The 13,870-nt window shown below is 34.3% G+C and carries 11 protein-coding genes and 2 tRNA genes; 2 read left to right on the forward strand and 11 right to left on the reverse strand.

Going from position 1 to position 13,870, the window contains the following annotated elements; genetic code table 11:
* The first annotated feature begins 45 nt into the window (after positions 1 to 45).
* A complete protein-coding gene (locus JM658_RS14950; protein WP_236960101.1) occupies positions 46 to 1,323 on the forward strand; it encodes a UDP-N-acetylmuramoyl-tripeptide--D-alanyl-D-alanine ligase in 1,278 nt (425 codons plus the stop codon).
* Between the two features lie 58 nt (positions 1,324 to 1,381).
* On the opposite strand, the gene JM658_RS14955 is transcribed toward JM658_RS14950, so the two are convergent.
* The 3 genes from JM658_RS14955 to JM658_RS14965 all read right to left on the reverse strand — a co-directional run bounded on the left by JM658_RS14955 (position 1,382) and on the right by JM658_RS14965 (position 5,939).
* The gene (locus tag JM658_RS14955; RefSeq protein WP_236960103.1) at positions 1,382 to 2,212 is read right to left on the reverse strand and encodes a ferritin-like domain-containing protein; all 831 of its coding nucleotides are present in this window, start codon (positions 2,210 to 2,212) and stop codon (positions 1,382 to 1,384) included.
* An 81-nt stretch (positions 2,213 to 2,293) separates the two neighbouring features.
* The gene (locus tag JM658_RS14960) at positions 2,294 to 3,022 is read right to left on the reverse strand and encodes a ferritin-like domain-containing protein (RefSeq protein WP_236960105.1); all 729 of its coding nucleotides are present in this window, start codon (positions 3,020 to 3,022) and stop codon (positions 2,294 to 2,296) included.
* Between the two features lie 283 nt (positions 3,023 to 3,305).
* Positions 3,306 to 5,939, reverse strand: a complete 2,634-nt coding sequence (locus JM658_RS14965; protein WP_236960107.1) for an MGH1-like glycoside hydrolase domain-containing protein — start codon at positions 5,937 to 5,939, stop codon at positions 3,306 to 3,308.
* Positions 5,940 to 6,289: 350 nt separating this feature from the next.
* Here JM658_RS14965 and JM658_RS14970 point away from each other — a divergent pair, with 350 nt between their 5' ends.
* Positions 6,290 to 7,576 (forward strand): chloride channel protein, encoded by a 1,287-nt coding sequence (locus tag JM658_RS14970; RefSeq protein ID WP_236960109.1) that lies wholly within the window; start codon positions 6,290 to 6,292, stop codon positions 7,574 to 7,576.
* Between the two features lie 61 nt (positions 7,577 to 7,637).
* On the opposite strand, the gene JM658_RS14975 is transcribed toward JM658_RS14970, so the two are convergent.
* From JM658_RS14975 to nhaD, 8 genes are all read right to left on the reverse strand, one after another.
* Positions 7,638 to 8,564: a ketopantoate reductase family protein gene (locus tag JM658_RS14975; protein WP_236960111.1), complete on the reverse strand. Its 927-nt coding sequence runs from the start codon at positions 8,562 to 8,564 to the stop codon at positions 7,638 to 7,640.
* A gap of 87 nt (positions 8,565 to 8,651) precedes the next feature.
* Positions 8,652 to 8,729 (reverse strand) — tRNA-Val (locus tag JM658_RS14980).
* Between the two features lie 67 nt (positions 8,730 to 8,796).
* A tRNA-Val gene (locus JM658_RS14985) sits at positions 8,797 to 8,874 on the reverse strand.
* Positions 8,875 to 8,943: 69 nt separating this feature from the next.
* Positions 8,944 to 10,152: a bifunctional folylpolyglutamate synthase/dihydrofolate synthase gene (locus JM658_RS14990; RefSeq protein WP_236960113.1), complete on the reverse strand. Its 1,209-nt coding sequence runs from the start codon at positions 10,150 to 10,152 to the stop codon at positions 8,944 to 8,946.
* 93 nt (positions 10,153 to 10,245) lie between these two features.
* Positions 10,246 to 11,163 (reverse strand): energy transducer TonB, encoded by a 918-nt coding sequence (locus tag JM658_RS14995; protein ID WP_236960115.1) that lies wholly within the window; start codon positions 11,161 to 11,163, stop codon positions 10,246 to 10,248.
* 2 nt (positions 11,164 to 11,165) lie between these two features.
* Positions 11,166 to 11,552 (reverse strand): ExbD/TolR family protein, encoded by a 387-nt coding sequence (locus tag JM658_RS15000; RefSeq protein ID WP_236960117.1) that lies wholly within the window; start codon positions 11,550 to 11,552, stop codon positions 11,166 to 11,168.
* A gap of 175 nt (positions 11,553 to 11,727) precedes the next feature.
* The gene (locus tag JM658_RS15005) at positions 11,728 to 12,417 is read right to left on the reverse strand and encodes a MotA/TolQ/ExbB proton channel family protein (protein ID WP_236960119.1); all 690 of its coding nucleotides are present in this window, start codon (positions 12,415 to 12,417) and stop codon (positions 11,728 to 11,730) included.
* A 55-nt stretch (positions 12,418 to 12,472) separates the two neighbouring features.
* Positions 12,473 to 13,837: a sodium:proton antiporter NhaD gene (gene nhaD / locus JM658_RS15010; protein ID WP_236960121.1), complete on the reverse strand. Its 1,365-nt coding sequence runs from the start codon at positions 13,835 to 13,837 to the stop codon at positions 12,473 to 12,475.
* Between the last annotated feature and the right edge of the window lie 33 nt (positions 13,838 to 13,870).

The raw sequence follows: 13,870 nt of genomic DNA on the forward strand, positions 1-13,870 counted from the left end.
AAAAAAGCTCTGAAAATTTCAGAGCTTTTTTTATACTTTTAATTTATGAAAATAGAAGAACTACACAGCATATTCCTAACTACATCTGGAGTTGTTACAGACACAAGAAAAATCGAAGACAATTCTATATTTTTTGCTTTAAAAGGCGAAAATTTTAACGGTAATTCTTTTGCTGAAGAAGCCTTAAAAAAAGGTGCATCTTATGCTGTTGTAGATGAAAAAGAACACAAAACTTCTGACGCTATAATCCTAGTCGAAAATTGCCTAAAGACACTTCAAGAACTAGCAAAATTCCATAGGAATTATTTAAACATTCCAATAATATCACTTACTGGAAGTAATGGAAAAACAACAACTAAGGAATTAATCAATGCTGTTTTATCTAAAAAATTTAAAACAGTTGCTACAAAAGGAAACCTAAATAATCATATTGGTGTTCCGCTCACCTTATTATCTATGGATAAAACCACAGAGATAGGGATTGTGGAAATGGGCGCCAATCATTTAAAAGAGATTGAAAACCTCTGTAAGATAGCCCTTCCAGATTATGGATACATCACGAACTTTGGGAAGGCACATTTAGAAGGATTTGGAGGAGTTCAAGGAGTGATAAAAGGAAAAAGTGAGCTTTATAATTTCTTAATCGAAAACAGTAAAACTATATTTTTTAACGGAGATGATCCGATACAAGTTGAAAAGCTTGATACATACAGTAAAAAGATTGGATTTAGTGATTCTAACAATACTACTTATAAAATTTCATTAGAAAGCGCTGCCCCATTTGTATCTGTTAACTACAAAAACCTCAGCATCAATTCTAATTTAATTGGCACATACAACTTTACCAACATTGCAATTGCTGTCACTATTGGGAGTCATTTTGAAATAACCCCTGAAGCTATTAAAGAAGCTATAGAAAAATATACCCCTAGCAATAATAGATCTCAAATAATAAAAACTAAAGATCATCAAATTATTTTAGATGCATATAATGCAAACCCTTCGAGCATGAAGGTTGCCTTAGAAAATTTTGATCAATTAAAGGAGTCTTCTAAATTAGTTATTCTAGGAGACATGTTCGAGCTTGGAAATGAAGCTGAAGAAGAGCATCAATACATAGCTGAGCTTGCAGAAAAACTAAGTTTTAATACCATCATTCTAGTTGGCGAGAATTTTTATCAAACAGAGACTAAAGCCTTAAAATTTAAATCCTTCGAAGACCTTAAGGAGTACGTAAAAACTCACAAACCTTCAGAAAAGCATCTCTTAATAAAAGGGTCGCGAGGAATGGCTTTAGAAAGAACATTAGACTATTTGGCATAAAAAAAGGTCGTTTAAGGAATTGCACTCCCTAAACGACCTAAACAACCAACTTAAAAAATTATTCTTCTACTATAAATAAGCTAGCGATAGACACTGCATCATCTCCAGATAATGCTTCGTCGTATGCTTCTGTTGAAGCATCCATACCAAAAGCAGCTCCTGTTCCTAATGTAGTAACATCCAATCCACCTTGCATTACATTATCCTCTCCATTATAAACTGCTTGTGTAGCCTCTGGCATTCCTGCACCTCTTTCATTTCCAGTAATCCATCCTTTTAAGCCTCTTAACCTTCTAATTTCTGAAGCATGCCTAGCTTCGACAGAATGAATCTGTAAGGCTGCAGTTAAAAACGGGGAACCTAATAAATTTCCTGCTTGCCCTTTGTAAGCTCTCACCCCTGTATCTTCAAAAGCTTGCGCTAATGCCAATAACTGTGCGTAAGCTGTTTCTTGCCCTACTCCATTATCATTAAAAGGATCGAAAGCGCCGCCTACAGTAAAATCAAACGTTGGTTTTGATACTGGAGTAACTCCTGCTCCTTCTAATCCTGCTATTAAGAAATCTACGTGTGCTTGTTCATGTTTAGAAATCTGCATATAAACTGTTTCTGGCCTACCTGAAGGCAATACTCCAGATTGTAATGCTAGATCGTAAAATTCATCTTCTAAATATTCTAAGGTTAATGCCAATTGTAAAGCTCCAACTGGATCTGTATCCATAGATTGTGCGTAAGTTTTTTTAGGCATTGCTGCCAATCCAAAAGGCACAGCTGCTATAGCTGCTTTTTTTCCTAAATTACCTAATGTTCCAAATATATCTCGTCTTGATGATGTTCCTTCTAAAATATTACTAGTAGTAAAATCATCTAAAAAATTTATAATATTCATAGTTTTCAATTTTAAAGTTAAGTCAGCTTTTTACTGCTGAAAATAAATTATGTTATTTATCAATGTGTGAAGTCCTTATAATTAAGGCAAGTTATTAGCTGTAAATTCAGTTTTAATAAACCCAGTTTCACCTACCGCTGCCAAAATCTCTGATGGGCTTAGTGCAGCGTCCAATCCTGTATCTACAGTTACAACATCATCTCCTGCAAAATCTGCAGAACCAGGATTAATCAATGTTCTTATCGCTGATGCATGTCTAGCTTCAACGGAAACAATTTTTCCTGCTATTAATAAATAATCTGGATTAGAAATTAAACTTCCAGCACCATTATAAGCTGCAACTCCAGTATCTTCCAACACCTTTGCAGTTCCTAAAACTTGATCTCTGTTATTAAAATCTAAACCTCCATAATCAAACTCTAAAGTTGGTAGTATAAGTTCTGTATTTCCATCTACAGCAGCAGAAATTGCAGCTTGGAAAAAATCTCTATGATTTACCTCATGGTAATATAAATCTGTAAGCACTTGTCTCTCTTCGTCAGAAATATTAGCATAAAAAGAATTAACAACCTTGGTATAAAAATCTGCTTCTAGCTGCTCTAATGCATAAGCATAATTTAAAACTCCAAGATCACCTTCTCCAAGATCGAATATACCATCGGTAGGCGGCATCATCATATCTTGATCGTCATCGTTATTACAAGCTAATAATAACCCTGTACCCGCGACAGCCAATCCACTCAATTTTAAAAATTGTCTTCTTTTATTAAAGCTCTTTGGCTGATGAACTTTTATTATCTCTTTTTTCATAATTGATGTTTTAATGATTAATCTTCACCTATACTAACGAAGAAAAAAGGAGAGCGGTTTTCTTAAAGCTGTGTTAAATTCATTTTATATGATATTCATATGATGATTTGCAACCCAAAAAATCTGTAAAACCCTATAAAACATAGGATTATAGGAAAAATATTTTTTGAAAATAAAAAATCCACGCTTAGGAAAAAGATTCCCAAGCATGGATTTATAGTCACTTTATTTTATAAATAATCAATCGTTATTTCAGCGAAACTGAAGTCATAAAAACGACTAACTAAGATATATCGTCTATTAAATTTGCTACTAAACTTGTCCAACCCGTCTGATGAGAAGCACCCAAACCACGTCCGTTATCTCCATCAAAATACTCATAAAACAAAATCAATTCATCAAATAGAGGATCCTTATATTTCTCTGGATGATTTGCATTTATTGGTCGGTTTCCATTTTCATCCTTTTCAAACATTTTAATTAAACGCTCACTGAGGTCATTGGTGATATGAGAAAGCTCTTTTTTAACCCCACTCCCACTAGGAAACTCAAAGCTTAAAGCCCCCATATTATGACTTTCATATTCTTTTAAAGCTTGTATGAATAAAAAATTAATTGGCATCCAAATTGGACCTCTCCAATTAGAATTCCCTCCAAAGAGATGAACTGTAGATTCTGCTGGCTCATAATTAATGCTATAATCTATATTTTCGATACGAATATGATAAGGCTCTTCATGTGCTTTGGATAGCGATCTAATTCCATAATCGCTTAAAAATTCTTTTTCATCTAAAAAACTTTTCATTAACACCAATAAACGATCTTGTGGGACTAACGATAATAACAAATCCTCTCCATCTACAAAAGACTGGATTACTGGATATTTAAATGTCTCCTTCCTATATTCTTTAAACCAATTAACACTACGTTCAAATTTTGGAAGCTTACTCAACACCTCCTTTTTAATATTTAACACCGCAGTCATCGATAACAATCCTGCTATAGAACGCACTTTTATGGGCGTAGATTCTCCAGAAGGAAGCGTTAATTTATCATAGAAAAAACCTTCTTCCTCATCCCAAGTTCCCTTAGAATCAATATTAATTTTATTTAAAGCTTCAGCAATAAAAATAAAATGTCCAAAATATTTTACTGCCATATCCTCAAAAGCATCATCCTGTAAAGAAACTTCAAGACTCATCTCAAGCATACTCAAACAATATAGCGCCATCCATGAAGTACCATCAACCTGTTCTAATTTCCCATTCCCTGGAACGCCATAACTTCTATCAAAAACACCTATATTATCTAAGCCTAAAAACCCACCTTCAAAAATATTATTGTTATTGCTATCCAATCTATTAACCCACCACGTAAAATTTAAAGCGAGCTTATTTAACATCTGCTTTAAAAATTTTATATCTCCAGCACCATTTTCTTTCTTATCTAATTTATAAACTTGCATTGCCGCCCAAGCTTGGACTGGAGGATTAACATCACTAAAAGACCATTCGTATGCTGGAATCTGACCGTTTGGCGCCATATACCATTCTTTAGTAAAAAGAATAAGTTGATTTTTAGCAAATTCTGGATCCACCTTTGCAAAAGACACACAATGAAAAGCAGAGTCCCAAGATGCATACCAAGGATACTCCCATTTATCTGGCATCGACATTATATCGTGATTACGTAAAGTTTTCCAATTATTATTTCTTCCTGAAAGTCGCTCGACAGGTGGAATAGAGACTTCTGAATCTCCTTTAAGCCAAGTTTCTACTTCGTAATTATAGTACTGCTTTGTCCATAACAACCCAGAATATGCTTGTCGCTGAATAGATTTACGCTCTGGTGTGCTCCCTTTGGTTACCGAATCATAAAAATGATCACACTCCGCTATTCTTTTATCAAAAACAACATTAAACTGCCCTCCAAATGGATCTTGCAATCGATCTTTACTGAGTCTTAATTTTATAGTCCTCGATTCTCCTCCTTGAAGGTTTAATTTATAAACAGGAGCAAATTTAGTACCCTCACTTTTTGCGGATGCTAATGAAAGATCACCGTTAATTAAAGAGGTATGAAAGAGGTCCTTTTTATAAGGATGATTGTTTTTTTTATTATAAAGCACCTCATCATTGGTTTCATTTTCCGTAAAAAATAATAGATCAGCCTCTTCAAAATACAAATTATATTTACCCACATAAATATGATCTATAGACACAAAATCCCCACTTTGACTATGCTCTTTTTTTATGGAAGGTTTCTCTTCCATATCTACAAAACTCCAAAAATTACGAATCCAAAGCGTAGGTAACAAATGTACTGACGCTTCTTTATCAGCTACATTCTGTACCGTAATTTTAATAAGCATATCTTCATTATCTGCCTTTGCGTACTCTGTAGTAACATCAAAATATTCGTTGTTTTTAAAAGCATCAGAATCTAATATTTTATATTCGAGTTCGTGCAGTCCTCGTTTCCTATTTTCTTCTACAATCTTTTTATAGGGAAATTCATTCTGTGGATATTTATAAAGATGTTTCATATAAGAATGAGAAGGTGTATTTTCCAAATAATAATACAGCTCCTTTACATCTTCACCATGATTTCCTTCAGGACCTGTTAATCCAAAAAGTCTTTCTTTTAAGATGGAATCTTTTCCATTCCATAGAGAAATTCCAAAACATATATTACAATAACGGTCGCTAATTCCTGCAATTCCATCTTCCCCCCAGCGGTACGTCCTACTTCGAGCATTATCGTGTGTAAAATAACCCCATGCATCACCATTAGCACTATAATCTTCACGAACTGTCCCCCATTGCCTCTCACTCAAGTAAGGCCCCCACTTAAGCCAATCTTTCTTCTCTGAATAATTTTCTTGTAATCGCTCGTGTTCTTTAGTATTAACCTTCATATGCTAAAAAATTTCTATTATAATTTAATGCTTTTATAACTACTGAAAAAGCCCCTTGACCTACAGACTCATAAAACACTAAATTTCAAGTAAATAAAATTATTGAATATAAAGCACACTATGCAAATTTTGGATTGTTTTATCATGGAGCACTCTTGATTTTTGATGATTTTTCAAAAAGAAGCTATTAATTAATTCAAATTAGAGGTTAAATCAAAAAAATAAGAGAGTTAAACAATAACATTGTATTATAAAAGCAAAAGGCAGTAATTATGATTTTATGAGATCTACAGCTTTATTTTTTATAATTTTGCATCCTTAAATTTAGTTGAAGAGAGGAAGTTAACTCCATGAAAAAAGAAACCATTAAAAAAAGTTACTACGGATTAATTACAGGATCAATTATTGTCGGACTCCTTGCTACAGCTTTAGGTTATACTCTGAAATTAATTACTGAGCTTTTTGAAGAACATCTTTTTGAAGGTCTCAAGAAACTACCCATACTTTATATTATAGTGCCTTCAATTGGAATTACACTTATCTATTTTACTCGAAAATATCTTTTCAGAGGAAAGAAAAATAAAGGTATTGCTGAAATCTTTCACACTTTAGACCATAGAAAAGACGAACTCCCTTTTTACAAAGTTCCGTCCCATTATATTAACGGATTTCTCACTGTTATTTTTGGCGGCTCTACAGGGATTGAAGTATCTACAGTAGTAGCTACGGCTGCTATAGGAGCTTCTGTCCACAGAAAGGATGGCGTTGCAAACATCTATAAAACGGAACTAATTTGTGCAGGAGTAGCTGCTGGTATAACCGTTTTGTTTGGAAGCCCTATTGCTGGAATCCTTTTTTCTATTGAAGTAATCTCAAGAAAAGTAACCAAAACTATTCTTTTAAGTTGTAGCATTACTGCTTTATTAGCTTGGACTTTTGTGCATTTTTTTGATAAAGGACCTCTTTTTAACTTAGAAGTTTCTTTTTGGAATACAAGCGCTATTCCTTTTATGATTATACTGAGTATCCTTGCTGGATTAATGGCTGTTTATTTCACTAAAAGCGTCATTTTTATAAAAGAAAAATTCTCTAAAATTGAAAATAATTTTATCCGTGTAAATCTTGGTGCACTGCTCGTTGGGATTTCTATTTTCTTCTTCCCAGCATTATATGGAGATAGTTATCACGGGGTAATAGAACTATTAGCCCCCGACCATTATATCCAGTTTTCATTAGGATTTATTGCTACACTATTTTCCATTATCATCCTCAAACCATTGGCGGCGTCCTTAACTTTAGGCGCAGGTGGTGATGGTGGAGTTTTTGCTCCTAGCATTGTTACAGGTGCTATTCTTGGTATTTTTGTTGCTACCTTTTGTAATCATTATCTGCATACCGATTTAATCGTATTGAATTTTGCCTTAATTGGTGCTGGAGCTATGCTAAGTGCTGCAATCCACGCTCCTTTAACCTCGTTATTCTTAACATGTGCTATTGTAGGTGGAGGTTTTCAACTATTTATTCCTATATTGATTGGTGTGTTTATCGCTAAATATGTTGCTAAATATTTATGTAATTACACCGTATATACTTATCAACGTAAAAAAAGCAAGCTATCTATTCAATTAAAACGTTAGTTAGAGCTTTATTTTCAATAGAAAGAAAACAACTACCGATACAATTTCTTACCAAAAACTATCATTTACTTCTGGATTTTGTTTCCATAGGCTTCAAACATTCATAAATAAATTCATTTACTGGTGTAGCCACGTTTAAACGAGCTCCTTCTTTAACTATATACCCATTAAAATTTTCAAGCTCTGAAGGTTTTCCTTCCATAATATCACGTTGTGTAGAGGCTGTACTTTGTGGATCTAGTTTATCTATTGTTTTAAATACATTTTCTACATCTTTAACTGTCAAATTTATTTGTTTTGCTTGTGCTACATGCAAAATCTCATTCGCAATCTCTTCCATTTTCTTATACAAATACGGACTTGATCTAATTGCTCCAATAGGCACGCGAGTAAGTCCCCCAATGGCGCTTATGGTAGCTATAAACATAAATTTTTTCCAAATTTCACGATGAATGTCATCAGCAATAAAACTTACAATTCCAGCTTCATTAAAAACTGCATTTATAGCATTCACTCTATCTGACTTATTATTATCAATCTCTCCAAAAGTTAGGGTTGGATGAATCGCAAAATGACAAATTACTCCCGGAGATTCAATATAACTTATTAAATTACAAAGACCCGTTAATACTTGCTTCTCAGACAAACATTTTAAAAGCTTACCGTGGTTATCTGCTCCATTCTGCAACGGTAAAACTGCTGTGGTCTCTTTTAAAAAAGGGTTGATTGCTAAAGCAGCTTCTTCCAACTGCCAACTTTTTACTCCCAGCAAAACTAAATCTGGCGTAGGAATATCTTCCAAACTATTTGTTGCAATATCTGGATATACTTTAAAATCTCCTTCAAAACTTTTTACTTGAAGTCCATTCTCTTGGATTGCCTTTAGGTGTGAACCTCTACCATAGAAACTAATGTGGTGATCTGTTGCTGCCAGTTTTCCTCCAAAATAGCCTCCAACACCACCAATTCCGTAAATTAAAATATTCATGATTAAGATTTAATAACATAAAATTACGAAAAGAGAATCTAGAAGAAAACAAAAAAGCCACTCAGTTTCCTGAATGGCTTGATATAATGGTGGGCGATACTGGATTCGAACCAGTGACCCCCTGCTTGTAAGGCAGGTGCTCTGAACCAACTGAGCTAATCGCCCTCTATAGGGAATCAAGTAAATGAAAGCTTGTTATAAAAAAAGACTCCCGTCAAGGAAGTCTCAAAATTGGTGGGCGATACTGGATTCGAACCAGTGACCCCCTGCTTGTAAGGCAGGTGCTCTGAACCAACTGAGCTAATCGCCCTTCATTTGCTTGATTGCGGTTGCAAATATAGAACAGTTTTTCATTTCAACAAAGAAAAAGATGAAAAATTTAGAGTATTTCAGCAACCACAAAAGTACTACCTCCTACATATATAAAATCTCTTTCTTGAGCACTCTCTTTAGCCGCACTAAAAGCATCTGAAACTGAACTATATACAAACCCCTCCAAGCCATAAGCACTTGCATTCTCTTGTAAAACTAAAGCATCTAAGCCTCTAGAAATTTCTGGCTTACAAAAGTAATAAGTAGCTTCTTTTGGTAATATTGGAAGTATATCTGTCAGTTTTTTGTCTTTAACAAAGCCTAAAACAATATGTAAATCGTTATATTTTTGTTTTGAAAGCTGATCCATAACAATAGAAAGTCCTTCTTTATTATGGGCCGTATCACAAACAATTGTCGGATTAATTCCTAATTGCTGCCACCTCCCCATCAAGCCAGTATTTCGAACCGTATTTTTTAATCCGTTAATCAAATTATCTTCTGTAATTGTAAAACCTTCTAATTGCTTTAAGGCACAGACAACCGCTTTTATATTTTTTTCCTGATACGCTCCTAACAAATCGCTTTTATAGCTTACATCCAAATGAGCAGCCAAGGTTAATGATGTATTACATTCTTTAGCGACCTCTTCAAAAACAGGATATGTTTCTGGATGATATTCACTGATTACAACAGGCACATTCGGTTTTATTATACCCGCTTTCTCCCATGCAATTTTAGGCAACGTATCTCCGAGCATATCTGTATGATCTAACCCGATATTCGTTATTAAAGAGATTTCTGGAGTTATGATATTTGTAGAGTCGTATCTCCCTCCTAATCCTACCTCAATAATGGCGATGTCTACTTTTTCAGCTGAAAAATAATGAAACGCCATCCCTACAGTCATTTCAAAAAAGGAAAGTGTATTTACCTCTAAAAAATTCTTGTTTTCTGAAATAAAATCGATCACAAATTTCTCTGAAACCTCTTCTCCGTTAATTTTTATACGCTCACGAAAATCCTTTAAATGGGGAGAAGTATACAAACCAACTTTATAGCCTGCCTCTTGAAGCACAGATGCTAACATATGACTCGTAGACCCCTTTCCATTAGTTCCAGCTACATGAATAGATTTAAAATTCTCATGGGGATTATTAAGATGTTCTATTAAAGCAACGGTGTTGGTTAACTTAGGCTTAAAAGCCGATTGCCCTTGTTTCTGATACATGGGCAATCTACCAAACATCCAATCTAGGGTTTGCTCGTAAGTCATATTATATAAATAAGGCTATTAAATATGTAGTTTGTGTATTGTAAACTTCTAGTAAGCAATAAATTTTCAGGTGTAAATAGCTCGAAGTAAATGTTATTCTCCTAATTTAAAATTAACGACCACAAAGCCAACTTGTCGAGATGGTGCATTTGGATCGGAGTTCCATTTATACGAACGCGCAGTTTTACTAGCTGCTTCTTTTAAACAAGGTGCTGTATTTGTGGTCCCTCTCACTCCAGGAGTAGCATTAATAACTTTTCCTGAGCGATCAACTTCAATCTTCACAACCACTGTACCCGATTCATTACAATCTTGAACAAATTTATCTCCCGACTGTAATTTACGTCCATTTAGGCCATATCCTGAACCTCCTGAACCAGATCCTCCATCACCAAAATAACTAGTGGCATATGGATCGCCATCCGGCTGTCCTTTATCTCCTGCACGGTTATCATCACCTTCACTTCCAGTAGCTGTACCATCGGAACTATTCAGCCCACCCATCATAGCATCAAGATTCTTCTTTTTAGCTTCTTGTTCCTTTTTAATACGCTCTTCTTCCGCTTTTCGTGCTAATTCTTTACGTTCAGCCTCTGCTTCTGCCTTTTTCTTAGCTTCCGCTTCGGCTTTCTTCTTAGCATCGGCTGCTTTCTTAGCTTCAGCGGCTTCCTTTTGTTTTTTTATTACAACAGACTCTTCGTTGTTTTGAGTAACAACATCTTCAGCTTTACTAGGAGCTGATTCTGCAGGAGCTGTAGGCTCTGGTGGAGTCGCTTCCACTGGAGTTTCTTCAACAACAGGCTTCTTAACTGGTGTACTTTTTATTTTTTCTTTTGGTTGTACATTTCCACTACCATAATTTGTAGTTCCGAAATTTACCGAAATACCATTTTCTATTGGTGGATCGAGATAACTTAACCCAATATAAAACATCAGAAATAGCAGTATCGACAACAAAACTGTTGTTACTGTAAAGGATTTCTTTTTATGTTGGGTATCTAAAAGCGACATCTCTATTTAGGTCTTACTGCTAAAATTACTTTATAATTATTCTGATTCGCAATATCCATAATATTCACGGCATTATCGATAGGAACACTTTTCTCTGCACGTAAAATAATTGTAGGCTCATCTACTCCTTTTAATCTACGTTTTAACTCTGTTTCTACAAATTCAGATTTCACTTTTACATTATCAACATAAATATCTAAATCTTTATTAATACTTACGGATACGTTTTGTGTATTTGTAGACTTCCCTTTAGCTTTTGGTAAAAGTAAATCTAAGGCATTTGGAGAATTTGAGGTAAGCATAAAGAACACCAAGAGCAGAAAAACAATATCAGTCATGGAGCTCATACTGAACTCTGGAGACACTTTGTTTCTTCCTTTTAATTTCATCTGTTACTGTTTAATAATTCTTTAATAGTCAGATGGAATACCAAAGTTTCAACTAGAACGATCTAGTTTCTTTAAGTATTTCATAATCTAATATTTCAGTGTTTCTAATTACAAAATAGATAGTCTGATAAAAACAAACTATCTATTTTGTATTAAAGTTTATAGTTATTTAAAACTACATAGGTTCTTCAAGAAGATCTAAAAACTCTACAGCATTAGCCTCCATATTATGTACTACCTTATCGGTTTTTACTACCAAATGGTTATAACCAATATAAGCTATAATACCTACAACAAGACCAGCAACAGTAGTTGTCATGGCTGTATAAATACCACTTGCCAATTGTCCCATTTCTGCTTGACCTCCGCTAGTTGCCATTTGATGAAATGCAATAATCATTCCTATTACAGTTCCTAAGAAACCAATCATTGGAGCAGCTCCAGCAACAGTAGCTAGAACACTAACATTCTTTTCTAACTTGTAAACTTCTAATGTACCTGCATTCTCAATAGCCTTATTTATATCTTCCAAAGGCTTCCCTATTCTAGAGATTCCCTTTTCTGTTAATCTTGCTACTGGAGAATCTGTTTGTGCACACAGTATTTTAGCTGCTTCCAGTTTACCATTAGATACATGGTCTTTAATTTGAAGCATAAAATTTTTATCAATTTTTGAAGCTGCTTTTATGGCAAAGATTCTTTCGAAATAAATGTAAAGTGCTACAAATAACAATACAAAAAGCACTGCTATTATCAGCATACTAGCTGTACCTCCATTCAAAATCAAATCTATCACTGAAAGCGTTTTCTCTTCAGAAATAACCTCTTGAGCGACTTCTTGAGTTGCTTCTTGAAATAATATCATATATTATTATTTAAACTTATTGGGTTTGATTTATAACGTCCTTTTAGATATAAAATTATACGTTTAACACGAAATTTCTTAGCAGTACAAAAACAACAGCTCCAGATAAGAATCCTATTAACGCTAACCAAGCTATTTTTTTCAAATACCAGAAAAAGTCAATTTTTTCCATTCCCATTGCTACTACACCAGCAGCAGAACCGATAATAAGCATACTTCCTCCTGTACCTGCTGAATAAGCAATAAAATGCCAAACAGGATCATCTACACCAACTGAGAACATCCCCATACTAGCTGCTACTAACGGAACATTATCAATAACCGCTGAACCTACTCCTAAAATAAGAACTACTAAATCTGATACTTTCTCTCCTGCAGACTCTGTTCCTAACATAGGCATTACAGCGTCCATCTTTTCAGCAAAATGGAATAACATTCCAAGAGATTCTAAAGCAGCTACCGCCATTAATATCCCTAAGAAGAATAAGATACTTGGAAGCTCAATTCTTGCAAGCGAGTGGTGCACTGGACTATGGTGTCCTTCAAAATCTCCACTATCTTCATTTACTCCAGAGATTGCGAATTTTTTATTACTGTAAATCTCAGCAAAAGTTGCTACTACTGCCAAAGAAAGCATCATACCAACATATGGAGGCAAATGTGTTACTGTTTTAAAAAGAGGAACAAAAACGATCATCCCTAAACCTAAATACAACATAATTGTACCGTATTTAGATTTCGATCCAGTGTCTGAAAAATCACCTTCAATGTTCCCTTTAAATATTTTTAATCTTGAAGCAATTAAAACTGGCACTACCATACAGAAAATTGATGGTATTAAAACGTGCTCTATTAATAATGCAGCAGATACTTTATGCCCTATCCATAACATGGTAGTTGTAACATCTCCAATTGGTGACCATGCACCTCCAGCATTGGCTGCTATAATAATAATACCCGCAAACCAAAGACGAAGTTCTCTATCTTTTATTACTTTTTGAAGTATTGTTATTAATACAATTGTAGCAGTAAGATTATCTATTATTGCTGATAAAACAAAAGCAAGAATACTAAAGATCCATAATAACTTACGCTTACTTCTAGCTTTTATATAACCTTTTATAGTTGCAAAACCATCGAAATAATCGATTATCTCAACAATTGTCATCGCTCCTAATAAGAAAACAAGAATCTCTGCTGTTTTTCCTAAGTGATGGAGCAATATTTCGTCAATATGCGTTGCTTCTAATTCTTTTAGCTCCGCATTAACTTCAAAAACATCCATGTGTGTTAATGCGATTATTGCCCATAAAAGAGCCATCATCCCTAAAGCGGGAATCAATTTGTCAATTTTTAAATTATGTTCTAAGGTGATTGCCAAATAACCGAGAACAAATACAATGATAATTATGCTTTCCATAGTACTTTATAGTTGTTAGTATATAATTTGCGT

The organism is Joostella atrarenae, assembly GCF_021764745.1.
Taxonomy (GTDB): domain Bacteria; phylum Bacteroidota; class Bacteroidia; order Flavobacteriales; family Flavobacteriaceae; genus Galbibacter; species Galbibacter atrarenae.